Raw genomic sequence first — 25877 nt, 5'->3', positions numbered from 1 at the left:
GTCAGTCGGCGTGTCAGGTCGGTATCAGGTCGGTATCAGCCGGGCTGGCGACTGTGTGCACATGAACAACGCAGCAATCGCGGCCTCCGGGCTGCGGAAGGCATACGGGGACAAGACGATCCTCGACGGCATCGATCTGAATATCGGTGCAGGCACGATCTTCTCCCTGCTCGGTCCGAACGGGGCGGGCAAGACGACGACGGTGAACGTGCTGACCACCCTGCAGCACGCCGACGGCGGCACGGCGCACATCGCCGGGCACGACATCACGGCCGAGCCCGAAGCGGTGCGCAAGGTGATCGGGGTCACCGGTCAGTTCGCCGCGGTGGACGATCTGCTGACCGGTGAGGAGAACCTGCAACTGATGGCGGATCTGCACCGCATTCGGGGCGCCCAGCGCAAGCAGGTGGTCGGCGGGCTGCTGGCACGGTTCGATCTGGAGGGGTCGGCGCGCAAGTTGGCCTCGACCTACTCCGGAGGCATGCGCCGGAAGCTGGACCTGGCGATGACGCTGGTCACCAAGCCGGACATCGTCTTCCTGGACGAGCCGACCACGGGACTGGATCCGCGCAGCCGTCGCACCATGTGGGAAATCGTGCGGGAGTTGACCGGTGACGGCGTGACGATCTTCCTCACCACCCAGTACCTGGAGGAGGCCGATCAGCTGGCGGATCGGGTCGCGGTGCTCGACGGGGGACGCATCGTCGCCGAGGGCACGCCCGACGAACTCAAGCGCCGGGTGCCCGGCAGCCACGTCCGGCTCCGGTTCACCGACGCGGCGGATCTGGGCACGGCCGAGCAGATCCTGCCCGGCTCCACCCGCGACGACGAGGCGTTGGCCTTGCAGGTTCCGAGCGACGGCGGTTCCAAATCCCTGCGCGCCCTGCTGGACCGGCTCGCCGCGCACTCGATCGAGGCCGACGAAGTCGCCATCCACACCCCTGATCTCGATGACGTTTTCTTCGCCCTGACCGGGCGCCCCACCACGGAGGCTGTCGAACAATGAGCACCATCACCGCATCCGGCACCAGCACCTTCTCCGCGGCGCTGGCCGATTCGTCGACCATGCTGCGCCGCAACTTCAAGCACATCGCCCGGACCCCGGTCACCATCTTCAACGCCGCGCTGATGCCGGTCGTCATGATGCTGATCTTCGTGTACGTCTTCGGCAACGCGTTCAATGTCGGCGAGAAGTACATCAACTACTCGACGCCGGGCATGATCCTGCTCGCCATCAGCTATGGACTGTCGGGCACCGCGGTCTCGGTGAGCTCTGATATGGCCAAGGGCATCATCAACCGCTTCAAGGTCATGTCCGTCTCCCGCAGCGCCGTTCTGATCGGCCACGTCGTGGCCACCATGCTGACCAACCTGGTCGCCATCGCGGCGGTCATCGGCGTGGCCTTCGCACTCGGCTTCCGGCCGGACGCGACCGCCGTGGACTGGCTCGGCGCGATCGGCGTCATGGTGGCGACCTCGTTCGCGGCGTCCTGGCTCACGGTCGCGCTGGGCATGGCGGCCAAGACGCCGGAATCCGCGGGCATGAGCGTGGTGCCGCTGATCATGCTGCCCTTCCTGAGCAGCGCGATCGTCCCGGCCGACCAGATGGGCCAGGGCATCCGGCAGTTCGCGGAGTACCAGCCCTTCACGCCGATCATCGAAGCCCTGCGCGGATTCCTCACCGGCCACCCGTCGGGCGGCTACACCGCCGCGGCGCTGGCCTGGTGCGCCGGGTTCGCCATCGTCGGATTCCTGTGGTCCCGTGCCACTTTCAACAAGCGAGTGTAGAAGCGACCAGTTCCTGCCAGCTTCCCTGCGACCCCTCCTTCGTCGCCTCGGTGAACTCCGTTTCACCGAGGCGACGTTGTGCTGTCTGCTCGATCCGGGCCACATCGGGCAGCGAACGATCCGACAGCCCGCGCACTCCCGCACTCGCCGCGAGCAGCCGCACGGCCTGCTCGTTCTGGTCCGCACGCAGCGCCAGATCCGCGATACCCACGAGCACATGGGCGATGAGGAGAGCATGCCCGGCTTCGGATGCCGCCCGGTACGCCGCGGTGTGGTGGGCACGGGCTTCGTCGAGATCCTGCGCCAGGAAACCGCGCAGTTCATGGATCATCGCGCTGTTGTGCGGCTGCTCCGCGTCTTTGCCCAGCATGGTCGTCGCGACGTCGATCTGCCGGTATGCCTGCTCGGTGTCGCCGCTCCAACGGGCCAGCTCCGCCTTCGCCAGGGCCAACTCGGCCAGCGCATTCGGCCAGGCGGCCTGATCCGCGCAGCGCTGCGCCTCGGCCACGGCGGCCGCGCTCGCCTCCGGATCGCCCAGCAGCCAATACAACTGAGCCTGCCGCGCCCGCATCCGGACCACATCCTCGATCGCGCCGACCTCGGTGACCACGGCGATCGCCTGCTCGAAAAGCTCACACGCACCGGCGAATTCGCCGCGCATGGCCATTCGATCCGCCAGTTCGGTCAGCGCGAACGAAATCCCCCAGCGCTCACCGAGTGCCCGGAACTCGGCGAGCGCCGTCTGCAGAAACTCCTCCGCCTCCCGCGTGTTCTGGCCGAGCACGATTCGCATCTTGCCCAGCTGCAGCCGCGCCAGTGCCCGCACCCAGGGATCCTCATTGGTGAGCAGTGCTTCGAACGCGGGCAGGTACTCTTCCGGCCCGTGCAGCAGACGTTCCAGTGCGACAACGAAACTCAACGTCGGATGGCGGCCCTCGGTCTCGCCGCTGAACCGGTACGCCTTGTGGATCCATTCCGCCAGCTGGTTTTCGTCATTGCGCCCGGAGCTCAGGAAGTGCACGGCCATCCCGTACACCGTGGCTCGGGTCTCGTCGTCCACCTCACCGGGCAGGTCGGCGGCCGCGATGACGAAATCCGTGCCCTCGGCCTTGTGCCCGCCCAGCCACCAGTACCAGCCGGCGGCCGCCGCGAGCCGCAGCGCCTCCGCGGCGTCATCGGCCGCGAGCGCGCCGCGCATCGCCGCCGCGATGTTGTCGTGCTCGGCCTCGAGCGTGGCGAGCCACTCCAGTTGCTCGGCGCGGCGCAGATACGGCTCCGCGGTCGCGGCGAGTCCGGTGAAGTAGGCGAGATGGGCTCGGCGCGCCGAATCCGCTTCCTCCGCCTCCACGAGCCGGTCGCGGGCGTACTGCTTGATCGTGTCGAGCATCCGATAGCGCGGCCCGTCGTCCGCCGCGATCAGCAGCAGCGATTTCTCGGTCAGCGCGGTCAGCAGCTCCAGCACCTCCCAGTGCTCGACCGCGGTGTTCCCGCCCCCCTGCCCTTCGGGCCCACCCCCTGTGCCCGCACAAACCTGTTCGGCCGCATCCAGACTCGCGCCGCCGGAGAACACCGCGAGCCTGCGCAGGACCATCCGTTCGGCGTCGGTGAGCAGTTCCCAGCTCCAGTCGACCACCGCGCGCAGCGTCCGATGCTGCGGTATCGCGGTGCGGCTGCCGCCGGTCAGCAGGCGGAACCGATCGTCGAGGCGGTTGGCGAGCTGATCGAGGGACATGGTGCGTAATCTGGCCGCCGCCAGCTCGATCGCCAGCGGTATCCCGTCGAGCGCCCGGCACAGGCGCGCCATGGTGGCCAGGGTGTGGGCATCGGCCGCGAGATCCTGGCGCACCGCACCGGCCCGGTCCCGCAACAGCTGTACGGCAGGGGAGGACGCGATCTCCGCGGGATCCGCGTTCTCGGCGGGCGACACCAGCGGCTGGACCTGCCATATCGCTTCCCCCGTGATGCCGAGCGGTTCCCTGCTCGTCGCCAGGATCCGCAGCCGCTGACATTCCCCGAGCAGCCGGTGGGCGAACGCCGCCGCGGCGTCGATCACGTGCTCACAGTTGTCCAGGATCAACAGCGTTTCGCGCTCGCGGATCGCCGCGATGAGCCGCTCCATCGGTTCCGCGTTGGGTGCGCCGCCGAGCAGCGCGTCCCGGAGCCCGAGCGCGGCGAGCGCCGATTGCGCCAGGTTTTTCCCGTCCCCCTGCCCTTCGGGCCCGCTCCCCTTGTCACCGCTGGTGCCGACGGACGCCAACTCCACCAGCCAGGCCCCGTCCGGTAAGTCGTCGAGCAGGGTCCGCGCGGTTTCCAGCGCCAACCTGGTTTTGCCAGAGCCGCCGGGCCCGGTCAAGGTCGTGAGGCGATGTCCCGCAATGAGTTCGCGCACCGCGGCGATATCGGGGTACTTGCCGACGAAGCTGGTCAGTTCGGCTCGCAGGTTCGTCTTGCGGTCTTCCTCCCGCGCTCCCACTTCGCCGCGCAGCAGCGCGACATGCAGTGCGGAGAGCTCCGGTGCGGGATCCACGCCCAGCTCGTCGGCGAGGGCTTCGCGGGCCCGCTGATACACGGTCAGTGCCTCGGCACCGCGACCCGCGGCGGCCAGTGCCCGCATCAGCGCGGCGACGAGCCGTTCCCGCAACGGATTCCGGGCCACCTCCTCGGTCAGCTCGGTGACCAGCTCCGGACCCCGGCCGAGGCGGACCTCCGCTTCGTATCGGTCCTCCAGGGCGGCGAGGTGCAGCCCCTCGAACCGGGTGACCACCGCGTCGACGGCCGCGCTTTCCCGCACGTCGACGTCCTGCATGGGCGCACCGCGCCACAATTCGAGTGCCTCGCGCAATAGCGGGGCCCGTTGCAGGTCCGTACCGCCGCGGGCCTGGTCGAGAAGCTGTTCGAAGCGCACGGCGTCGACAGCCCGGGGTTGCACCGCCAGCCGGTATCCACCGGCCTGCACGTCGAGCGACCCGTCCGGCAGCGCCCGGCGCAGCCGCGAGACCAGCGCCTGCAAGGCATTCGCCGCGTCGGAGGGCGGCTGCTCACCCCAAATCCAGTCGACCAGCTGCGTTTTCGGGACCGCGCGACCGGGTTCGAGCGCGAGGGCGATCAGCAGCGCCCGCAGCCGAGAACCAGATATCTCGATCAATCCGCCGTCATCCACTCGGATCTCCAGCGGTCCTAGTACCCCGATCTGCACCGGACCATTCTGCCGTGGATGATCGGCGGTCACCGGGTCGCCCGCCCCACGGCGGAGAACCGCTCCGGGGGCGACGCGGGGTCCCAGGCGAAACAAGTTGCCGGGCAAGCGGTTCAATACCCGCCCGTTTGCCACTTTTATCCGCTGTGACCAGGGAAAACGCCGTGTCGGACGCCGTGTCAGGTCGGCGTCAGCTCGATATCAGCCGGGCTGGCGAAAGTAATCCATGTGAACAGCACAGCGAGTGCGGCTTCCGGGCCACGCAATGCCCCCCGGTTCACACACCAACCGATTCACCCACTGAAGGAGCCAGCCATGCCCGCATTCGAGACCCTGGAACCGATCGCCGTCGCCGTCGAGGTGCTCTCCGGCAACGTCACCGTGATCGCCTCCGACCGTACCGACACCGTCGTCGAGGTCCGTCCGGCCGATGCGTCCAAGAAGGGCGACGTTCGCGCCGCCGAGAACACCCGGGTCGATTTCGCAGGCGGCACCTTGACCGTGCAGACGCCGAAGGACTGGCGGACCTACACCCCGTTCGGCGGCAACCCGTCGATCGAGGTGACCATCGAGGTGCCCACCGGGTCCCGCCTGAAGGCCACCGCCGGTGTCGGCCGCGTGCTGAGCACCGGCGAACTCGGCGACTGCGACCTGGAGGTCTCCGCCGGCGACATCGTCCTCGATCGCACGCGCGGTGCGGTGACCGCGAAAGTCGCCATGGGCGACATCCGTATCGGCGAAGCCTCGCGCGGTGTGCTGCGGCTGGAGACCTCCAAGGGCGAACTGGAGGTGGGTATCCACCCGGGCAGCGCGGCGCGGCTGGAGACCAACGCCCTGAGCGGCACCGTGCAGAACTTGATGGAACCGGCCGGTCGCTCGCGGGACATCGATGACATCGTGCAGGTCTACGCGCGGAACTCCTACGGCAACATCATCATCCGCCACGCCACCGCCGTCTGACGCACCCGGATCCGTCATGGTGAGTAGGCGACCGGGGAGGTCCGAGCTCGGCAGGTACGCGAAATGCGGAGAGCCGAAACGAGATCGGACCTCCAACAGGTCGAACACCGTGTCAGCTCGGTGTCAGGTCGATATCAGCCGGGCTGGCGACAGTGTTCCTGTGAACAGTTCAGAAATTGCGGCCTGCGGGCCGCGAAAGGCATACGGGGACAAGGCGATCCCCGATGGCATCGAGCTGCGCACCGAAGCGCTCGGCTACGGCGCGCGCTCCCTCCCGGTTGTGCGGGAAGAGGGGTAACCAATGGAAATCAGGGTTGACCGCGAGCGCTGCATCAGTGCCGGCATGTGCGCATTGACCGCCCCCGGAGTGTTCGACCAGGACATCGAGGACGGCCGAGTGGTGGCGTTGGCGTCCACACCCGCGCCCGAGCGGGAGTCGGCCGTGCGCGAGGCCGTCCAGCTGTGCCCGTCCGGCGCGATCACCGTCGTCCGATAGCCGCTACGAAAGGAAAACCGATGAGTCACCCCATCCCGCACGGCCTTCCCATGGAGCGCGACGCGGGCCCCTTCGACCCGCCCGCCGCGATCACCCGGTTGCGTGCGGCCCGCCCGGTCAGTCCCATGCTCTTCCCCGATGGTCACGAGGGCTGGCTCGTCACCGGATACGAAGCGGTCCGCAAGCTGATGGCCGACACCCGGTTCAGCTCCCGCCAGGACATCGGCGTTGTCCACGTGCCGTACGAGACCCCCGGCATGCCCGTCGCTACCGAGCCGTCCCCGCAGGTGCCGGGCTTGTTCATCGCCATGGACCCGCCCGACCACACCCGGCTGCGGCGCAAGCTCACCGGCGCCTTCACCGTCAGACGCGTGAAGCAGCTCGAAGAGCGCATTATCGACATCGTCGAGCGGCAGCTGGAGGACCTGGCGCGCCTCAGCCCACCGGTCGACCTGGTCAAGGAGTACGCACTGCCGGTGCCCTCGCTGGTGATCTGCGAACTGCTCGGTGTGCCCTATGCGGACCGGGAGACCTTCCAGGTCAACTCGGCCAAGTTCCTGGTCAGGGAGCAGTCGCTGGAGGAGAAGATGGCCGCGTACGGCGCGATGACCACCTATCTGGCCGGACTGGTCACGGGCAAGCGCGCCGAACCCGGCGAGGACATACTGTCGGATCTGGCCCGCGATGACGACCTCAGCATCGAGGAGCTGGTCGGCATCGCCTTCCTGCTGCTGCTCGCAGGCCACGAGACCACCGCCAACATGCTGGCACTCGGTACCTTCGCGCTCTTGGAGCATCCGGAGCAGCTGGCCGAACTGCGCGCCGACCCGGATCTGCTGCCCGATGCCGTCGAGGAACTCATGCGCTACCTGTCCGTCGCCGACATCTTCTATCGCTACGCCACAGAGGACATCGAACTCGGCGGTGAAACGATCGCCAAGGGATCGACCGTCGTTGTCTCACTGCTGGCCGCCAACCACGATCCCCAGCGCTTCGACAACCCCGACACCCTGGACATCCACCGCAAGGCCCGCGGTCACACGTCCTTCGGCCACGGCGTCCACCAATGCCTCGGCCAGCAACTGGCCCGCATCGAGATGCGCGCCGGTTTCGCCGGACTCCTGCGCCGATTCCCCACCCTCGAGCTCGCCATCCCCGCCGACGAGGTGAAACTCAGAACCGACATGAATATCTACGGCGTCCACGAACTGCCGGTCACCTGGACGGAACCGACTCGGTAATACCCAGGCCGATAACCGGAAAAGCCGCAGGGCCGGGGATCCGACGGATTCCCGGCCCTGCGGCTTTTCTGATCTTCCGGCCCACAGCCGACGCGGTCCGTGCAGGCTGGGCGGGGACGTCCTATGTCGCGATGAGTTTTGGCCGGATCGGGAGTCTGTTCTGGTGACCGTCGTATGACGCCGCCGGGCACGAGACCATGGAGGACACCATGACAGCCACGCCGAACGACCCGACCACCGCGCTGCCCGGCCGCCCGCCCGTCGTCGACCTGGCCACCTGGCAGACCGCCCGCGACGAACTGCTGGTCCGGGAGAAGGCCCACACCCGCGCGGGCGACGCCCTCGCCGCGGCCCGGCGCCGGCTGCCGATGGTGGAGTTCGACGGGACGGTCGAGGTCGTCGGCCCCGACGGCCCGGTTCCGTTCCTGGACCTGTTCCAGGGCCACGACGAGCTCGTGGTCTACAAGCACATGTGGTACGACGGCGCGCCGCACCAGGGGCAGTGCGAGGGCTGCACCACCACCGCCTGGCATCTGAAGGACGCCGTCTACCTCAACGCCCGCGGCGTCTCGTTCGCCATCCTGACCACGGGCCGGTGGGACGAGGTGGCCTCCTATGTCGAGTTCATGGGCTACACCCAGCCCTGGTACTCGGTGCGCGAGCTGGACGAGCCGGTCGGCGGCAGCATGGGCTACCTCACCTGCTTCCTGCGCGACGGCGACCGCGTGTTCCTCACCTACTCCACGACGGGCCGTGGCAACGAGCCGGCCAACGGATCCTTCGGCCTACTCGACCTGACGCCCTACGGCCGCGGCGAGGCATGGGAGGACAACCCCGAGGGCTGGCCCGAGGGGCACAGCGCGTGCTGGTACTGGCGCTCTGACGCGGACGGGAACGCCACCTGGGACCCGACCAGCCGCCCGGTGCCGCAGTGGACCCGCCCCGGCGCGACCCCCGTGCAGACCCTCGGCCGACACGACCACCACCACTGACGCGCCTTCGTCGACGGCACTGGACGGACGTAACGGCTTCTCCGAGCCGGTGTTTCGGTTCAGCAGAACTCGCGGCCTCCTCGAGCGTGCCGGATTGGCGTGTCGCGGCCCGATGCTGCGTCCGCGACTCGAAACCCGGCCCGACCACCACGAAGCCATCGTCTACATCGCCATGATCGCCGTCATCTCACGCGAACTCGCCCGCACCTGACACAGTCCTCAGACGCTCACTTAATAGGATAGTTATCTTCTAAATTTTCTCGCTCCGGCCGAACCGTCCGGTAGCCAGCAGTATGCTGTTGTTGACGCCTTCCGCGGTACCAAATGACGTCTTGTCCGGTCAGGTCGATGCTGCAGCTGTCGGCCAGCTTGAATGCGCGTTCCTGTCGGGACGCATGTACCTCACCAAGGAGCGAAGCGCGTGTCGCAGAGTCGATTCGGCACATAACGCACTCGCAGCCCAGTCCGGTAGCTCGGCAGCGCGGCCTTACTACGCGGACGTCATAAAAGCTCGTTGTAAGGAAGCAAAATGTCCAGCAAGATCGTCAAAGCCCTAGCCGCGACTGTTATTGCCGCGCCCCTGCTCGTCCTCGCTGCACCCGCGGCCACTGCCGATTCGACACCCGCGACGCCTCCGTCGTCCTCCGTCACTCCGGTCCAAGGGGGAGGATCATTCGGATCAGCTACGTGGTGTATCCCCCTCGGCAGTGTCGTCTGGTGCATCTGAGTGAGCGTCTGAGAACTTCGGTCTTGGGTGTGTGGCGCTCGAGATTCGAGTGAACTCCTGGTAGGGCAGTGATTGCTGAGATCAATTGCTGTACCAGGAGTTCATTTGCTCGGGGTCCAGCGGATGCTCGGGCACGACAGGCCGAGCGCCACATCTCGATGTCTACGCGGACCTGTTCGACGACGACCTCGACGAAGGGGCAAACCCCGCCGATCACGATCGGCGGGGCAGCGCTGCGGAGGTGTCCGACCTCGGGCTCGAAACCGAAGGTTCAGTGGGAACCGGGAAGTTGGCGCGGAATACGCCGTGTGGGTCGCGGGCCTGCTTGAGCTTTCGCAGCCGATCCAAGGTGCCGGTGTCGAAAACCTCTGCGACACTGTCGCTGGGGGACAGGACGGTGTACGGCTTGCGGCCGCTGACGCGCGCGCCCAGATCGGCGATGATGCGCTTCTGAGTGGCGTGTACCGCGGCAACGGTGTCGAGGTCCGAGCCGGTGGCCTGCAGATACAGTGCGTAGGGCTCCGCGAACGGCGGAACCGCGCCGCGGGTGGGCTCGGCGAGCGCACCTCCCAGCTGCCGGAGCTGGATGCCCATCAGCGGATCGATCGGTGCGTGCAGCAGAATCTCGGCGGCGGTGTCGTCCAATGCGGTCAGCAGCTCGGTTCGCAGCAGTCCGGGGCCTGGGGCAGTGGGCTCGTTGACGATGGTGCCCAACTCGGCCGAGGACAATTCCCGACGCGTGTCCGCGAGGATGCCGTCGATCGTGTCCAGCCGTCGCAGCAGTTCCCGCCCGCGCGCCGGTTCGCCCAGATAAGTGGCGGCGATCGCGATCATCGGGGGTGCCTGCGGCAGCTCCAGCCGATTGAGCCAGACCGTGAGCTCGGCCGGTGCGTGATCGGTGATGTCCTGGAAGGCATCACGGACCGCCTCGGTCTGCTCGGCCGGCCAGGCGATCAGGCCACCGAACAAGGCCGGAGCCGCGAACAGATCGAACTCCACTGCCGTCACCAGTGCGAAATCCCCACCGCCGCCGCGCAATGCCCAGAACAGCTCCGGGTCGGATTCCGCGGTGACGCGGGCCTGATGACCGTCGGCATCGACGATGTCGAAAGCCCGGACGCTATCGGCCGCCCAACCGTATTTGCGGCCGAACCACGACAATCCGCCACCGAGGGTATAGCCGACAATGCTGACCACCGGGGAGCTTCCGGCCAGCCCGGTCAAGCCGTGTGGGGCGGCCGCCGCCAGCACCTGGCCCCAATTGGTTCCCGCACCAACGCGGGCACGTCGCCGCGCCGGATCCACCTCGACCCGATCGAGTCGGCGCGTGCGCACCAGGATGGTGCCGGCGGTATCACCGGAAGCGCCGTGGCCGTTGGGCTGAGCGGTCACCGACAGACCCGCGTCGCGCGCGTAGCCGACCACGGCGGCCATATCGTCCGCGTCTTCGACGTGCACGACTGCCGCGACCGGCTGGTCGATATTCAGATTCCACGGCATCCGTGCCGTATCGAACTCTTCGTCGCCCGGCAGCAGTACTCGTCCGCGCACGGCGGATCGCAATGTGTTGTGTGACATCTGGATTCCCTTCGCTACGAAACATTCACCGCGTCGTGCCCGCGCCACTGGACGGAGCCTGGCTCGGGGCAGGGCGCCGGGTGGTCGGGTCGGTTGCCGGGGAGATGGGTGTGGACATCGGAAAGGCCGTCTCGATATGAGCAGCGGCAGTCAGCGCGCGGCCCTCGGCGAATGGGGCGGTGATCAACTGGACCCCGATGGGAAGCCCCTCGACCGAGACGCCCGCGGGGACCGTGACAGCGGGCAGGGCCAGATAGTTGGCGGCGATCGTGAGGCGGTGCGCCGCGTACATGGTCGCGACCTGTGCGGTGCCGCCGAGGTCGTAGCCGACCGGCCACGGCAGTTCGGTCGAGACCGGACCGAGCACGATCGGGTGCTCCGCGAGGAAACGGGACCAGGCCGCGCGGCGGGTGAGGCGCTCACCCAGCGCGGTCATGTAGCCCGCCAGATCCAGCGGCGGGAACAGGTCGATCGCGGCGTCTATGAAGGTGTTCAGTCCGGCGCTGCCGACTCGCCGCATGGCTTCGCGGCGCTGGACCACCACCTCGGTGGAGACCAATCGGCCATAGTCCGCCGCCACCTCGCCCAATTGCGGCGGATCCAGTTCGGCTACCGGATATCCCGCGCGTTCGAGGGCGTCGGCGCAGCCGAGCACCGCGGCCCGCACCTGCGGATCGATATCGTCACCGAGCGTGACGGCGACCGCGGGCAGGGCGGTGTCCGTCGCGTCACGCACCGGAATCCATCCGGGATCGCGCGCGTCAGCGCTGTCGCTGAGGACCTCGAAGGCAATCGTCAGATCGCGCACGGTGCGCGCCAACGGCCCTGGTGCCGCGAACAATTGGTTTGTCGGTGCGGGTGCGGCTCCGGGCAGGCTCGAGGCCACCGCCACCCGCCCGGGCGTGGTGCGCAGGGAGGCGACTCCACAGAACGCGGCGGGCACCCGCAGTGAACCGCCGAAGTCGGTGCCCAGGCCGAGGGGTGTCATGCCCGCGGCTACCGCGGCGGCGTCACCGCCGCTGGAACCGCCCGGGCTGCGGGTCGGGTACCACGGATTCACCGTCGGACCCGCCTCGTCGTTGTCGGTGTGCCAGCGAGTGGCGAAGTCCGGCATGTTCGTTCGCCCGATGACAATCGCCCCGGCTCGCCGCAGTGCGGACACCGCGGGTGCATCCGCTGCGGCGACGGCCTGCCCGAAGGCCGCCACGCCCCAGGTGGTCGGGCTGCCCGCGACATCGAGGTTGTTCTTGACGGTGACCGGAACCCCGTGCAGCGGCCCGGTCGGCACCCTGCGGTCGGCTGCGGCCGCCTCCGCGCGCGCAGTCTCGGCGAATACTGTGGTGAGCGCGCCGATTTCGAAATCGACCTGCTCGATGCGCTCGAGATGCGCCTCGACGACCTGGGCCGCGGTTACCGCCCCCTCGGCGATCAGCGCCGCGAGCGAGACCGCGTCCCGCGTCCACAGCGCGCTGTCCTGGCCGGTGTTCACGATGCCTCCTGTTCGGCGAATACCGCTGCGGTGCGCGGTGTTCGGCTGTCGTCGATGGATTTGCCGAGGGTGATGAAGAAGAGGATCAGCCCGACGGTCAGCAGGATGTGGCCCACACCCGCGCCGAGCGCGATCGCCTCATTACTGCTCTTGCCCAGCACGGTGAGGGTGCCGTGCAGCGTCATGACCGCGACGGTGATGGCCAGGCCGATGTTGTACAGCCAGAAGAACCAGGCGTACAGGCTTTTTCGGGCACTGAGCGTGAACTGCTTCTCCAAGGCCAGCACGATGAGGAAGAACAGCATGCCCAGCGCCAGCACGTGGGTGTGCACGACACCGAGCTGCGACTGCCCGGTGAAATGTTCGACCTTGGTGATCTCGCGGTAGTAGAACCCGGCGATCAGGCCGATGATCATATAGATGTGAGCGCTATTGAACAGCGTCTTCATCGGGTTCATCAGGCGCTCACCGGTCTTCACGGCGCAGCAGCAGCGCGCCGCTGGCGGCCACCAGGGCGGCGGTGAAGCCATGTACCGTCAGGGCGGTGGCGGTGGAGCCGCGGCGCCCCAGGATGGTGAGCATGTCGCCGGTCGGGATGAGGGCGAGGGTGAGGGTGGTGACACCGAGGGCACGGCGCTGCCCGGCCGCGAGCAGGGCGAGCGGAATCAGGCCGGTGACCACATCGCGGACGCCTTTGACGTTCAGGAAGCCGTCGGCCTCGACGTGCGGCCACTCGGTGAAGCCGAACCCCGCGGCCATTCGCTGCGGGGCGAGCAGATAGCCGCCGCCGACGGCCATGATGAACCCGGCGCCCAGGACGGCGCCGGCCGTGCCGAGCCGTTCGCCGAGTCGGCGGGAACCACGCACGGAAACAACTGATTCCGTGTTCGAGAGGACGGACATGAGCACTCCTGGATCGGTGGGATACGCGTCCCGAGCATCCAGTGCGGCCCGTACCGTTCGCTGACAGTCGTTGTCAGCGAACGGTACGCAGCAGTTCGAGCACCGCCTCGTCCGGAAGCCGGGCGCCCGCGAGGAATTCCGCGCCCAGGCGCACGGGCCCGAGCGCCGCTTCCGCCTGATCGAGCGCCCGCCGCCGGAACGGGCCGATGCGGATCACCCCGGCCCTCCGGTTGATCCGGTCGGTGGCGCCGAGAATGCGGGCCGCGTGCCCCGGGGCGCCGTTCGCCAGGGCGACCAGGGCGTAACCGATACCGACCTCGGCCAGCAGCGCCGCCGAGGTCTGGGCCGCCAGCTCGCGGGGCACGGCCAGCTCCCGCAGCGCGTCGTCCGGCCGCCCCGCCGCGACCAGGGTCGCCGCGTGCGCGGTGCTCACGAAGACCAGGTTCACAAAGCGAACTGTGTCGTGGCGTCCGGCGGGTGGCGGGGCGGCGGGGAGCGGCTGTTCGGACATCCGCCGGAACAGTTCCATCGCGCGGTCGTTGTCGCCGCGCAGGTGGGCGAGGTGCGCCTGCGTCGCCGCCAGGAAGCGCCCTGGTGCGGGGATGATGTGCGGGGTGATCAGGGCCTCGGCCCGGTCGATATAGGTTGCCGCGCTGTCGGTATCGCCGCCGACCAGGTGCATCTCCGCCGCGAAGAGCAGCACGCCCATGCGCTCACCGGCGCCCAGGTCGGGGCTGAGCAGTTCCAGCGCGCTCGCGATCAGCGGGCGGGCGCTGTCCAGGCCGAGCATTCGAGTCCGGTAGCTGGCCAGGGAGATCAGGGCGCGGCTGTGTGACCGGGCGTCACCGTGCGCGCTCAGGCAGGTCAGCGCCGCCTCCAGGGTGGGCAGGGCGCGGGCCGGATGGTCGCCGCCCAGTTCATCGAAACCCCGTGCTATCAGCGCATTTCCGCGTAGCCATGGATCGTCGGAAGTGGTGCACGCGGTCAACAGGCTGTCGTCGTCGCCGAGCAGGTCACGCAGCGCCAGTATGAGCACGAACATCGGGTGCGGGGGCCGATCCTCGGTGAGGGCCGCGCGGGTCAGCCGCTCGAATTGCCCCGGGTTCTCCCGGATTTGGCCCCACCAGATGTTGGTGAAGTACGCGGGCAGCTCCTCGGCGTACCGGCAGACCAGATAGGCCCCGGTGCACCCCGGCGGCGGTGTGTCGCCGAGCAGGGCGAGGACCTCGCGACGGCGTTCGGAGATGTCGCCGTGCAACCCGCGCAGCAGCCAATACCAGACGAGATTCGCGTACAGGCGAACCGCACGCTCATCGTCGCCGACGTCCAGCGCCCACCGCAGCGCGGTTTCGCAATTGCCGTGTTCGGCGATCAGCCGCGCGAGCCAATCGGGGTGTGCGGCAGTGCGTAATCCGTGGGCGGCGTCGTCAGCGAATTCCAGGAAGCAGTCGGCATGGATGCGGGCGACCTCGTCCGCATCGCTGGCGGCGGTCAATTCCGCTGTCGCATAGGCTCGGATGGTCTCGGCCATGCGATAGCGCTGTCCATCGAAGTCCACCAATGACTTCGTCACCAGTGAGGTGATCGTGTCAATGGCGTCCGGACCGCACACCCGGGTGATGGCGTCCAAGGTCGCGCCGCCCGCGAAAATCGAAAAACGCCGGGCTGCTGCGGCTTCCGCATCGGTGAGCAGTCCCCAACTCCAGGCGACGGCCGCGTGCAAGGTGCGATGGCGCGGGACCGCGTGGCGAGTACTGTTGGTGAGCAGCCGAAAGCGATCGGTGAGCCGCGCGCTGAGGTCCGGCAGCGGCAGGCTCCGCAGGCGAGCGGCGGCAAGTTCGATAGCCAGCGGCATGCCGTCCAGGCTGCGCACGATGGCGCGGATATCGGCGGAATTACGCTCGGACAGTGCGAAATCCGGGAGTGCCGCGGTGGCGCGGTCGATGAACAGCCGGACCGCGGGCGATGCGGTGACCGCCACGATACCCGCGTCGCCTTCGGGCAGGTCCAAGGTCCGGACCGGATACAGTCGCTCGCCGTCCACGCCGATCGGCTCCCGGCTCGTGGTGAGCACCCGCAGCAGCGGCAGCCGCTGCAACAGATCGTCGATCAGGCGCGCGGTCGCCTCCACGACATGCTCGCAGTTGTCGAGTACCAACAGCATTCGGCGGCCGGACAGCGTCCGCTCCAGTACATCGGCCCATTCCGTGGACAGTTCGTCGGGTCGCTCGAACTGAGCGAGCGCGTTCGCTATCGCCACTCCGACCGCGTTCATGGCCGACCGGTCGGCCCGTTCCCGCTCGAGTGCGGCGAGCTCGACGAAAGCGTAACCGTCCGCCCAGTCCATGGCGTGCGCCCCGACCGTCTCAGCGGCCAGGCGGGTCTTCCCCACGCCCCCGGTACCCGACAGTGTCACCAGTCGGGCCTCGCGCAGCGCCCGACGCACTCCTTCCACGTCGCGTCCGCGTCCGACGAAGCTGGTGAATCGCCTGGGCAGCAGCGGCGCGGACCTCTTTGATGTCTCGCTGGTCCGGGATGCTGCCGTAACTTCCGTTCGACCCGATCCGGGCGTCGTCTCGATGGCAGGTTCGTTGAGTGCGGGATTACGGGGTGCGTTCGTGTGAATGTCGGCCAGGGCCGAGCGCAGCACCTCGGCGGGTGTCGTGCCGAGCTCGTCCAGTAACAGGGTCTCGGTTCGTTGAAACTGTTGTATCGCCTCGGATGTTCGTCCCGCTGCCGCCAGCGCCCGCACCAGTCGTGCGGCCAGCGTCTCCCGGAACGGATGTGCCGCTGCTTCCGTGCGGAGCTCACGCAATACCTCGCCGCCTCGGCCCAAGGCTCGAAAGGCGTCCGCTCGCAGTTCGACTGCCTCGAGCCGCTGTTCGGTCAATCGCAGTGCCGCGGCGCGCAATACCTCCGATTCCCCCGCATCGATCAACGGCTCCCCGCGCCACAACGCGAGCGCGGCATCGAAGCACGCGATGGCTCGTTCGGCCGCACCGGCCACCAGCAATGCCCGCCCCGCCTCGACCTCACGCGTGAACCGATGCACATCGACGTCCTCGGGCGCGAGTTCGAGCACATACCCGCCCCCGTCATTCCGCACCGCCCCCGGTGCCGCCGCGCGCAACCGACTCGCCAAGGTCTGCAACGCATTCCCGGTCCCCGCTGGCGGGTTCTCCCCCCACACCCCGTCCACCAGCCGCGCCGCCGGCACCACTCGCCCGGCTTCGAGCGCCAGCAACCCCAGCAACGCCCGCACCCGCGGCCCCCCGACTGACGCCTTCGTCCCGTCCGCGGCCTCCACCATCACCGGACCCAATAGCCTTACCAGCATGAATCGTCCATCTCGCGATTGATCCTGCGTGGCCCCAGACCCTCTCGTCAACCTGGGCGAACCTGGGACCTCGCCGCATTGCGGCTATCGAAGTGCCCCCAAGCGGAAGCCGACGAAGGCCGACGGTCGCGAGGACCGCGTCGGTCGGGCGTAGTTGAACGACCTACAACGTCCAAGGTGATGCCGCCGAACCATCCCCGACTGCTTCCTGGTGTTTACAGGGCAATCCAAGTGATTACTCTCAGCGGGGCACTGCGTACCCGCTGGTCGGCGGGTCGCAGTTCTGTGTGGTTGCCCTCGGCAGGACACGCAAAAACATGGGCAACCGGGAAACGGCTGATCATCGTGGGTGCCTACCCGGATCTGATCGCTCGACCGGCGAGAGTGCGCTATCCCAGCGTTCGCTGTTGATCTGGAATCGACCGGCTTTGCTGGTAGATCAGGTCTCCGCGGGTGCGCAGGGTTTCTTCGTGCTCCGAGCCGAGCACGCGGGTTCGTGCATCGAGCAGTCGCTGGTAGTCGGCGGCGGCGCCTTCGTGGTCGTCGGCGTCTGCTCGACAGCTGGCGAGAGCGCCGAGCGCTCGGAGCGTGTCTGGGTTGTCGGCGCCGAGCACGCGTGTTCGCAAGTCATACACCTGCTGATAGTCGGCGGTCGCGGTGGCGAGGTCGCCTGTCATCGCACGGGAGGTGGCGAGGTTGTACAACGCATTCAGCGTATCCGGGTGGTCGGCTCCGTGGACACGTGCCCGTGCCGTGTGCAGTTGCCCATAGTCGTCGACCGCGCCCGCGTAATCGCGGCAGTCGAAACGGAACTCGGCGAGCCGACGCAGAGTGGTCAAGGTGTCGGGATGATCGGGCCCCAGCAGGCGAGTCTGGTCGGCGATCAGTTTCTCGTACTCCGAGACGATGCTCATCCGTTCACTGTACGGTCGAAAAGGCTATGTGTTGCCGCCGAAAGGATCTCGGCTGTCTACTCGACCTCGGCGATCTTGCGTTTCTGCTCCCCGGACAATCTGGCCCTTTCGACCTCACTCCGATTGATCTGGACTTGGCAAATCCAGCTCCGCAGCCTCTCCGGGACGAAATCGGTTACACCTCAACCACATCACCGCCAACTGGAACGTGCGCTACTGCCGATGCGCGTTCGGGTGGCGAATCGCTACCAGACGAAGTTCTCCGAGCGGGATTGAGCAGGTCGTGCGGATCAGTACTCCCAGGGGTCGAGCCCCGCCTCGTATGCGGCTGCCTCGTCCTTGTCGTGTAGGAAACGCGGGTCCGCCACGCCCTCGAGCGAGGTGTCGCTGATCGGCCCTGGATGCCACTCATTGCGCACGAGTTTCAACAGGAACTCGGCCATTCCGCACGGGTACACCGACCACTCGTGGTTCATGCGCGAGTACACCGCGACCGGCCATCGATCCGGGTCCTGGTCCGTCGTGATCCAGCACAGAGTGTCGGCCGCAGCTGTTCCGCCCCAGATGAGCAGGTCCTCCAGCCGATACCGGCCCCTGTCGGCGGGAGCCCACTCGTTGACCCCCTCGTCCGCGAGCGCTGCCTCCGAGAGCCTCGATACCTTCACCATCCGCACCTCCTCCGAGGAGACGACAGGGGTGAAGACGACGACCATCTCCTCGATCGTGCCGCTGCCGAAGGCTGCCACGAAGGACCGATAGTCGGCCGGGAAAGCAGTTTCGTAGATCTTCTCCGCCGCACTCCAGTTGACGGTGTCCCCGCAGGTCGGCCCGATGCACGACAGCACTTCTCCCAGGCCCGCCATGGCAGGCTGATCCTCACTCACGCTCCAGTTCCCATCGAGTCGGTGCCCCTGATCATGTTGGGAGGCAAGCCAATTAGAGAGCCACACCAAACCAGACGGTGGGCAGCCGCATGAGAGAGCACCCCACCGGGCACCTAAACCGAATCCTGGCCGGGATCCGGTCTACACACCAGTCTCTAACTAGCCGATGAGCGGTTGTGCGGTGATCGTGGAGCTGGTCGTTCGTCGCGTAATTGGTTATTGCATCATCTGGACGTGTGGGTGCTCATGTGATGTCGGGCAGATTCGGATGATCTGGTTGTTGTTGTCGGAGACAGAGATCTGGGTCGGCATGCTCGGGCCGCCTTGTACAGCACCCCACGAGATGTTGGCAGCCTGGTCCTCGTGTGGGATCCAGTGGTGGATGTCAGATTGCCACTCGTCGCTGGCGATCGTCAGTAGCGGCTCGGTCGGGGTGCCGCAGGTGGGGCAAGGGTTCGGATAGGGATCTTGCATGCCCCATCTGATAAAGCCGCCGATCTTCCATCCGGGTGCGATACACAAGAAGTTGTAAGGGTGATCGTCGTCTTCGAGACCGCCGAACTCGACGCCGGGAATCTGGGCCATGGTCCACTGGTCCACTCGTTGCCGAAGCTCCCCCTCGAGCTCCCCTGAATGCGGGTATTCGATCACTTGTTCCGGATCGATCATGCACGGTTCGGGCACCAGGTCTTCCTCGTACTCCGCGGGTTCCGGAGGATCCATCAGAACGTCGGTGATCGCCGCTGCCGACCGCCAGAACAGTGCGGTCTTGGGCATACCATCGTCGTCGTGCTCGAAGGGGCACCACAACACTTGCAGCAGGTCCGCCCCTTCGGGCGGAGACAAACCAGGCACGTCACGGACGTACAACTGCGCGACCGGCACCATCGCAATCGAACCGTCGGACTCCGGTTCCAAGTCGTGGTCCTCAGCGTGGCAGTACGGCCATGGCTCGCTCGCCGGCCACAACAGTGGCCCCCCGATCGAGCTGTCGTGCGCCGATGGTGTTCCCGGACGGGGGTGCAACCGAGTCGCGGTGCGGGCCAGTGGCGCCAGCTCAGGAAAGACGGCCACGAGATCGACCGGACGTGGCGGCGTAGTGCGAGTCATACAACAACCTCTGGGGGAACGCGGAGACGTTCGATTTCGATGATGGATGGGACCGGCGCGGTCTCGTCCCGAGGTTAGGGGTCCGGGCCTCGATCAACTTCCCATCATTGGGTATCTGCCAGTGCATGGCCTCGGGGGCATGACATCTCGACATGAACTGACATGCCGCTGGGCGCGCGGTTCGAAGCGGCCATCGGGCAGGTTTGAAGATCAACCGGCCGAGGTCATCTTGGTCGGGTACTCGAAATCGTGTGTGAACAACGAACAGTGCCATGAGGATTCGAACCTGCGACGGCAAAAACCGCCCTGGCCTGTGAAAAAGCCGTCGCAAGTTTGTGCCCTCGGCAGGACACGCAAAACATGGGCAACTGAAAAACGACTGGTCGTCGTTGGTACTTACCCAATCTAAGCGTCGAGGTGTCCCTGTTCTGGTTCGCCCCGTTCTCATCTTCATCTCTCTGTGACAGTGGCGACGCGTGGATCAGGGATGGGCCATCTTCAGTGGCAGGCCGAATCCGGTTGCGTGCCACCGGAATTGGCCCGAGCCAGCCGTTTTGGCAGTCGCGTGATCCGGCTTGGGTTGTTGCGCAGGCCAACCGGCGCCCGAGCTGCTGGGGATGCTGGTCGAGGCTCGACTTCCCAGTCGAGCCGAGCTCATCCCGCGTGGGAAGCGGCGCCGACAGTCAGGCGTCGCTCTCCTCGTCAAGAATCGAGCGGGGCCGGTGTCACAGCCGGGTGCCATTGACTACCAGTGTCACGCCGATGTTGCCGCGCGTGGCGTTGGAGTAGGGGCAGACCTGGTGGGCCGTCTCTACCAGTCCGACTGCCTGCTCGCCGGTGACCGACGGCAGCGAGATCTGCAGCTCGACGCCGAGTTTGAACCGGCCGCCGTCGATTGGGATCAACGCGACCGAAGAGTCGATTTCCGCGTCGTCGACGCGGAGCTTGCTGCGCTGCCCGACAAGGGCGAGCGTGGTTCCGAAGCAGGCGGCGTACCCGATCGCGAAGAGCTGCTCCGGATTGGTGCCCGCACCGTCACCACCCAATTCCTTGGGTTGGCGCAGATCCAGATCCAGCTGTCCGTCGGACGTGCGCCCGTGACCATTCCGGCCTCCGGCCACATGCGCCTGCGCCTGGTAAAGCACCTTTGTCATCAAGACTCTCCCTTCATTACTACTGCCTTATGAACTTGGCACTTCAAAAACTGGAAGTCAATAGCTAAGCTCATGAACCTCATGACGATCAGGAGGTGACATGGCGAGGCTGGAGATCGGCTACCTGATGCCGACGCGCGACCAGACTGTTCGAGGCGAACACGAACCAGGACGGCTTGTCGTGCAGGCGCGGCGGGCTGAAGAGCTGGGACTGGACTCGGTGTGGGCGGGGGAGAGTCCAGTGACCAGGCCGCGCGCGGATCCGCTGCTGTTGTTGGCCGCCGTGGCCCAGGCCACCGAACGGGTCACGCTTGGCACCGCGGTACTGCTACCAGCGCTGCGCCATCCGATCCTGCTGGCGCACCAACTCGCCACCCTCGACCGGCTATCGAACGGGCGGTTGATCGCGGGCATGGGCGGCGGGTTCCCCAACCCGAACACCGAGGCCCAATTCGCCGCGCTCGGCATCGAATTCGGCCGCCGCATCGACCGTATGCAGGAGTCGATCGACATCATGCGGCGACTCTGGTCGGGGACAGTGGTGTCTTACCAGGGCAAGCACTTCACCTTCGAGGACGTGCGGCTCGCACCTCCGCCGTTGCGTCCGGGCGGCCCGCCGATATGGCTGGCCGCCAGCGGCGGGCCCGCGCTGCGGCGCGTAGCCCGCCACGCCGACGGCTGGCTGCCCTACCCGACCGAGGCAAGGACATACGCGACCGAACGGGCACTTATCGAGCAGACGGCAACGCGCTCGGTCACCCCCGCCTTGTACGCGACGCTCTGTCTGGACGAGGACCAGGACAAGGCGCGCGAACGCCTGCGGACCAGCATCGAGCGGTACTACAACGCGCCACTCGAGTTCATTGCATCGATCCAGGCTGTGTTCGCCGGTACCGCACGTCAAACCGCGGACTGGTTGTCCGGCTACGTCGCGGCGGGCGCACGCCATCTCGTTATCCGCTTGGCCACCGACGACCACGACCAGGGCCTGGAGGAATTCGCAGACCAGGTGCTGCCCCTACTTCGTGAGGAGAATTCACTGTGACCACCTTCGTTCTCGTCCACGGCGCCTGGCACGGCCGGTGGGCCTGGGAGCGTGTCGTCCCGCTGCTGCACGCCGCCGGGGCGCACACCCTCATCCCGGATCTCAGCGCGGTCGGGGATTACGGGCTGCACGATCACGCCGCCATCGTCGCCGCTACCCTGGACACAGCACTGGACGACGAGCTTGTGCTGGTCGGGCACAGTTACTCGGGCCTGGTCGTCCGGGAGGCGGCCGACGCGCGGCCCGATGCCGTCGGCCACGTCGTCCTCGTGGACGGCTGGGCGGGGGCAGACGGCGCCAGCATGTTCAGCCTGGCCCCCGACGTGTTCGTGCAGACCATCCGTGCGGCGGCCGAGACACGGGGGGACGGATGGCAGATCCCGGCTCCACCCCCGGTGGCGTTCGGCATCGTCGACACCGACGACGCGGACTGGCTGGCTGCGCGTTTGCGCCCCCAGCCGCTGCGCACGTTCACCGAGCCCACTGACCTCAGTGGTGCCGTCGATCGGATTCCCGGCACCGCCATCTACTGCAGGCCACAGACCTACCCGTTCGAACAATTCGGCGCGGCCCTCGGCTACCGGACGCTCGCGCTGGACGGCCCGCACAATGTGATGCTCACCCATCCTGAACCGCTCGCCCGAATGCTCCTGGAGCTCATTCAAAATCGGGAAGCACGAAGTCTAGAGTGATGAAGTGGACCAGCGAACCTACAACCAGTACTGCGCGACCGCGCGCACCCTCGACCTCGTCGGCGAGCGCTGGACTCTGCTGCTGATCCGCGAACTGCTGACCGGCCCCAAACGATTCGGCGATCTCCAGGCCGGCCTGCGCGGCCTCGGCACCGGACTACTCGCCGCCCGCCTGAAACACCTCGAACGCGAGGGACTCGCACATAAGATCATGCTCCCACCGCCCGCCCGTACCCCGGCGTACGCCCTCACCGAGGCCGGCGAGGAACTCGGACCACCGATCCTGGGACTGGCCCGCTGGGGCCTGAAGTGGGCCATGGGCGAACGGCGCGAGACCGAGGCGTTCCATCCGGGGTGGGCGGTGCTCGGCCTACAGGCCTGCTTCGACGCCGAGGTCGCAGCAGGGCTGCGCGCGGTGTACGAGTTCCGGATCGACGACGAGGTCTTCCACGCCCGGATCGACGACGGGACGATCGAGGCGCTGCACGGACCTGCTCAGCACCCCGACGCGACCATTACCATCAGCGAGGCAGCGTTCCTCGCCGTCACCAGCCAAGGTCTGACCTTCGCCGACGCGATCGAGACCGGTGCCGCGTCGGCGTCCGGGGACAGCGAGGCTTTGCGCAGGCTGAAGGGGCTGTTCCGGCTGCCGCCCCCACGCGACCGGAAAACGGACCAGCCGTCGTCCTGACCACAGCCGGACGTCCAAACTCCGCTCCCGCCACTGGACCTCGACCAGAATGGTCCAACTGTCGTGACAGACCCACACGGTGGGCCCAACTTCGATGGCAAAGATCCAACCTCACTGGCAGAGGTCATCTGACGGAGGCCAACCATCGGCGCTGCAGGGCCGGGGCGGAGATCATGCCGGTGAGTACCTCGCCGCCGTCTTCGACTGCGAGCAAGGTGCTCCACTCGGCCCGTCCCGTGCAGAAGTTGCTCGTGCCGTTGCTCGGGTCGATAACCCACCGTCGTGTGGCATTGCCGTGAGTACCGAATTCTTCTCCGACCCAACAGTCCTGAGGGCGGGCGTTCGCGAGTCGAGCGCGGATGGCTTTCTCTACCGCGCGATCGGCCACTGTGACCGGGCTGCCGTCCGGCTTGGACTGCGTCGCGATAGTCCCGGCTGAGAAGTACCGCATAGAGATGGTGTCGGCAACATCGGCCAACTGCTGAGCAAGGGTCAGATCGTCCATCGGGGTCACAGGTACCAGAGCCTAGAGGTGGCCGACTGCTCGGTCGCAAGATCGACCCGAACCACGTGGCGCACTTCAAGACAGCGCGCCGTAATGCCGCTGAGCGCGTGATCGGTGGCGGTTGAGAGCGCTGGAGGCAATAGAACCGAGACCGAGACACAAGCCGCCACACCGCCCCTTCGATCGCCTACTGCGCCGCGACAGCGCGGGTGTTTGGAGTCGGCGCGGATCGGCCCCATTTCGGCAGCGGCACTGACGAATTCGTCGAGTATGTGACGGGTTGACGGCGTCTTTCGAGGTTCGTTACGTCGGTGGTGCGGAAGGAGAGCGCATCGCTGCCGCGCAGGCGAAGGCGCTCGCCGCACTGTTGAAATGGCAGGCGGGTTGCTCCGAAGCCGGCTCGTCCTGAACCGGCGAGTTGCTGGCCCGGTTGCCCATGTTTTGTGTTTCCTAGGGGGCTCGCATCAGGGCAACCGTTTGACCTGCACATCTCGGTTTTTGTTGACGATCCGAAAGCGATGCACGGATCAGGAAAACCCGCTGAACTGCGGAAACGTGTCGCAGGTGTGTGCCCTCGGCAGGATTCGAACCTGCGACACCCGCTTTAGGAGAGCGGTGCTCTATCCCCTGAGCTACGAGGGCTGATCTGGTGGGTGCCGTGGGGCGCCTACCGGGACTTCGGGGAGTCTACCGGGTCGGGTGCGTAGGGGCCGCATCGATTTGGCGGGGAGTGTGATGGGGGCGTCATCGGGTCGACATCGAATCGGTGTTGACCGAGGTGGAACGACTGTCTGAGACTGTTTTTGCGGCTCGGTCCGTTTGGTGGGTCTCCGGGCATGCAATGACGCAAGCTGGAGGCTCGGCTCGGGGCGGCGGTGGCTCCCGGGAGCTGTGGCTCGATGTCGCGACGGGTCGCTGGGGTGTGTCGAGCGTTCGACTCCGGAGATGTCGACCCGACGGTCGCCTCTGGTGCGGAGCCGACCTCCGCTGGGTGTCGGCCCCTGGCGTGAGGTCGGCTTCTGTCGCGCATTCATGAAAGTTATTACTGTGCAGCATTTCTCGTTGGCGTGGACGATATCCGGGTCGACGAGCTTGCCGCCGGGCCGCGGCGATTCGGAATGCTTCGGCCGAAAAACCTCGTGTAGGAAGAGGGAGTGGAAGGGCTGACTCCAGGACGGTGACCTTGATGGCCGACCCGTCCGCGCGGAAGATCGACGGCGGAACCGTATTCGTAGTGGATCTGAACGTCTGTAAATCGATTGTCTCAGACGATAGTCGGTCGGGAGGGTGCGCTAGGGGAGGGCTGTTCTGGTGGGACCGGCTGCTCGGCCGGGCGCTCAGAACCCGCCGTCGAACCCGCCCCCGTCGAATCCACCCCCGTCGAAACCCCCACCATCGAAACCGCCGCCACCCGAGTCGTATCCGCCTTGATCGCCGGAGTATCCGCCCTGATCACCCGAGTCGTAGCCCTGATCCCCGCCGGCCGCATCGAGCCCGTCCTGGTACCCCTCGCCATAACCACTTTCGAAGCCCTGCACGTCATAGCCCACCCCGGACATGCCGGAGAACAGCGACGAGAACAGCAGTGCCGAACCCAAACCCCATGCGCCAGCGAGCAATGCGGGCCGCCACCATGGTTCGGAGTACCAGCCCGCGGGTACCGGCCGACCCGAGACCCGGCCGCCCGGATAGTAATTCGGCGTCTCCGCCGAGGGATTCGGCGAGGCGGCGACCTGGCGGCCCTCGTATTCGACGACCCGGTTCTCGGTGACCCGACCCGCGGTGTCCTGACCATCCAGCGCCGGAATCACCGGGCCGGGATCCATGCCCATCGCGATGCGCGCCGCCCGGATGTAGTACATGCCCTCGGCCGCGGTCTGCTTGGCCAGCCGCGCCTGGGCGGGCGTGCGCGCCTGCTCGATCTGCGATCCGGCCGCGATATGCCGTTCCGAGGCGTCCGCAAGTGCCTGCTTCGCCGCCTCATTGGTGCCGTTGAGGTTGTACACCTGGCCCGCGAGTCGTTCGATCAGCTGTCTGGCGTCGGCGGCCGCGTCGTCGAATTCCCGCACCGCACGCTGTTTGGTCTGCTGCGTCAGGAAGACGACATAGGCCGCCGCGAGCAGAATGACGACGCCGATCAGTAGCCACAACACCGCTCGCGCCCCTTTCATCCTC

General features: G+C 67.0%; 22 protein-coding genes and 1 tRNA gene. 10 read left to right on the top strand and 13 right to left on the bottom strand.

Annotated elements, in window-relative coordinates:
* Positions 1 to 61: 61 nt before the first annotated feature.
* Positions 62 to 1006, top strand: a complete 945-nt coding sequence (locus tag ACQP2D_RS39870) for an ATP-binding cassette domain-containing protein (RefSeq protein WP_433681056.1) — start codon at positions 62 to 64, stop codon at positions 1004 to 1006.
* Complete coding sequence (locus ACQP2D_RS39865; protein WP_433681055.1) at positions 1003 to 1788, top strand: ABC transporter permease; 786 nt, start codon at positions 1003 to 1005, stop codon at positions 1786 to 1788. The genes ACQP2D_RS39870 and ACQP2D_RS39865 overlap by 4 nt, the downstream gene beginning before the upstream one ends.
* Here ACQP2D_RS39865 and ACQP2D_RS39860 read toward each other — a convergent pair.
* Entirely contained in the window at positions 1772 to 4984 is a 3213-nt protein-coding gene (locus tag ACQP2D_RS39860; protein WP_433681054.1) for a BTAD domain-containing putative transcriptional regulator, read from the bottom strand. The genes ACQP2D_RS39865 and ACQP2D_RS39860 overlap by 17 nt on opposite strands.
* 315 nt (positions 4985 to 5299) lie before the next feature.
* Here ACQP2D_RS39860 and ACQP2D_RS39855 point away from each other — a divergent pair, with 315 nt between their 5' ends.
* The 5 genes from ACQP2D_RS39855 (at position 5300) to ACQP2D_RS39835 (ending at position 8673) form a co-directional block, all read left to right on the top strand.
* On the top strand, positions 5300 to 5944 hold the full coding sequence (locus tag ACQP2D_RS39855) for a hypothetical protein (RefSeq protein ID WP_433681053.1): 645 nt from the start codon (positions 5300 to 5302) through the stop codon (positions 5942 to 5944).
* A gap of 160 nt (positions 5945 to 6104) precedes the next feature.
* Positions 6105 to 6242, top strand: a complete 138-nt coding sequence (locus tag ACQP2D_RS39850) for a hypothetical protein (RefSeq protein ID WP_433681052.1) — start codon at positions 6105 to 6107, stop codon at positions 6240 to 6242.
* A gap of 3 nt (positions 6243 to 6245) precedes the next feature.
* Positions 6246 to 6440 carry a ferredoxin gene (locus ACQP2D_RS39845; protein ID WP_433681051.1) on the top strand — a complete coding sequence of 65 codons (195 nt, stop codon included), beginning with the start codon at positions 6246 to 6248 and terminating at the stop codon, positions 6438 to 6440.
* A gap of 20 nt (positions 6441 to 6460) precedes the next feature.
* Positions 6461 to 7681 carry a cytochrome P450 gene (locus tag ACQP2D_RS39840; protein ID WP_433681050.1) on the top strand — a complete coding sequence of 407 codons (1221 nt, stop codon included), beginning with the start codon at positions 6461 to 6463 and terminating at the stop codon, positions 7679 to 7681.
* A 209-nt stretch (positions 7682 to 7890) separates the two neighbouring features.
* Positions 7891 to 8673: a DUF899 domain-containing protein gene (locus tag ACQP2D_RS39835; protein WP_433681049.1), complete on the top strand. Its 783-nt coding sequence runs from the start codon at positions 7891 to 7893 to the stop codon at positions 8671 to 8673.
* 940 nt (positions 8674 to 9613) lie between these two features.
* On the opposite strand, the gene ACQP2D_RS39830 is transcribed toward ACQP2D_RS39835, so the two are convergent.
* The 9 genes from ACQP2D_RS39830 to ACQP2D_RS39790 form a co-directional block, all read right to left on the bottom strand.
* Entirely contained in the window at positions 9614 to 10978 is a 1365-nt protein-coding gene (locus ACQP2D_RS39830; RefSeq protein ID WP_433681048.1) for an FAD-binding oxidoreductase, read from the bottom strand.
* Between the two features lie 25 nt (positions 10979 to 11003).
* Positions 11004 to 12467 carry an amidase family protein gene (locus tag ACQP2D_RS39825; protein WP_433681047.1) on the bottom strand — a complete coding sequence of 488 codons (1464 nt, stop codon included), beginning with the start codon at positions 12465 to 12467 and terminating at the stop codon, positions 11004 to 11006.
* Positions 12464 to 12925, bottom strand: a complete 462-nt coding sequence (locus ACQP2D_RS39820) for a DUF2871 domain-containing protein (RefSeq protein WP_433681046.1) — start codon at positions 12923 to 12925, stop codon at positions 12464 to 12466. The genes ACQP2D_RS39825 and ACQP2D_RS39820 overlap by 4 nt, the downstream gene beginning before the upstream one ends.
* A 7-nt stretch (positions 12926 to 12932) precedes the next feature.
* Positions 12933 to 13370: a DUF4267 domain-containing protein gene (locus tag ACQP2D_RS39815; protein ID WP_433681045.1), complete on the bottom strand. Its 438-nt coding sequence runs from the start codon at positions 13368 to 13370 to the stop codon at positions 12933 to 12935.
* 73 nt (positions 13371 to 13443) lie between these two features.
* Positions 13444 to 16707, bottom strand: a complete 3264-nt coding sequence (locus ACQP2D_RS39810) for an AfsR/SARP family transcriptional regulator (protein ID WP_433681044.1) — start codon at positions 16705 to 16707, stop codon at positions 13444 to 13446.
* A 389-nt stretch (positions 16708 to 17096) separates the two neighbouring features.
* The gene (locus tag ACQP2D_RS39805; protein ID WP_433681043.1) at positions 17097 to 17621 is read right to left on the bottom strand and encodes a tetratricopeptide repeat protein; all 525 of its coding nucleotides are present in this window, start codon (positions 17619 to 17621) and stop codon (positions 17097 to 17099) included.
* Between the two features lie 290 nt (positions 17622 to 17911).
* Entirely contained in the window at positions 17912 to 18505 is a 594-nt protein-coding gene (locus tag ACQP2D_RS39800) for a hypothetical protein (protein ID WP_433681042.1), read from the bottom strand.
* Between the two features lie 216 nt (positions 18506 to 18721).
* Positions 18722 to 19423 (bottom strand): hypothetical protein, encoded by a 702-nt coding sequence (locus tag ACQP2D_RS39795; protein WP_433681041.1) that lies wholly within the window; start codon positions 19421 to 19423, stop codon positions 18722 to 18724.
* 917 nt (positions 19424 to 20340) lie between these two features.
* Positions 20341 to 20769, bottom strand: a complete 429-nt coding sequence (locus tag ACQP2D_RS39790) for an organic hydroperoxide resistance protein (RefSeq protein WP_433681040.1) — start codon at positions 20767 to 20769, stop codon at positions 20341 to 20343.
* 100 nt (positions 20770 to 20869) lie between these two features.
* Between ACQP2D_RS39790 and ACQP2D_RS39785 the strand changes: the two genes are divergently transcribed.
* The 3 genes from ACQP2D_RS39785 to ACQP2D_RS39775 are packed head-to-tail and all read left to right on the top strand — an operon-like array spanning position 20870 to position 23197.
* Positions 20870 to 21814, top strand: coding sequence for an LLM class flavin-dependent oxidoreductase (locus ACQP2D_RS39785; protein ID WP_433681039.1), 945 nt, complete (start codon positions 20870 to 20872; stop codon positions 21812 to 21814).
* Complete coding sequence (locus ACQP2D_RS39780) at positions 21811 to 22506, top strand: alpha/beta fold hydrolase (protein WP_433681038.1); 696 nt, start codon at positions 21811 to 21813, stop codon at positions 22504 to 22506. The genes ACQP2D_RS39785 and ACQP2D_RS39780 overlap by 4 nt, the downstream gene beginning before the upstream one ends.
* A 4-nt stretch (positions 22507 to 22510) precedes the next feature.
* On the top strand, positions 22511 to 23197 hold the full coding sequence (locus ACQP2D_RS39775; protein WP_433681037.1) for a winged helix-turn-helix transcriptional regulator: 687 nt from the start codon (positions 22511 to 22513) through the stop codon (positions 23195 to 23197).
* Between the two features lie 124 nt (positions 23198 to 23321).
* Here ACQP2D_RS39775 and ACQP2D_RS39770 read toward each other — a convergent pair whose 3' ends face one another.
* From ACQP2D_RS39770 to ACQP2D_RS39760, 3 genes are all read right to left on the bottom strand, one after another.
* On the bottom strand, positions 23322 to 23702 hold the full coding sequence (locus ACQP2D_RS39770) for an inositol monophosphatase family protein (RefSeq protein WP_433681036.1): 381 nt from the start codon (positions 23700 to 23702) through the stop codon (positions 23322 to 23324).
* A gap of 569 nt (positions 23703 to 24271) precedes the next feature.
* Positions 24272 to 24344 (bottom strand) — tRNA-Arg (locus ACQP2D_RS39765).
* 695 nt (positions 24345 to 25039) lie between these two features.
* On the bottom strand, positions 25040 to 25873 hold the full coding sequence (locus tag ACQP2D_RS39760) for a DUF1542 domain-containing protein (RefSeq protein ID WP_433681035.1): 834 nt from the start codon (positions 25871 to 25873) through the stop codon (positions 25040 to 25042).
* Positions 25874 to 25877: the final 4 nt, after the last annotated feature.

Source organism: Nocardia sp. CA-119907 (assembly GCF_050955995.1).
GTDB lineage: Bacteria > Actinomycetota > Actinomycetes > Mycobacteriales > Mycobacteriaceae > Nocardia.
This window is presented reverse-complemented; position numbering and strand designations above follow the sequence as displayed.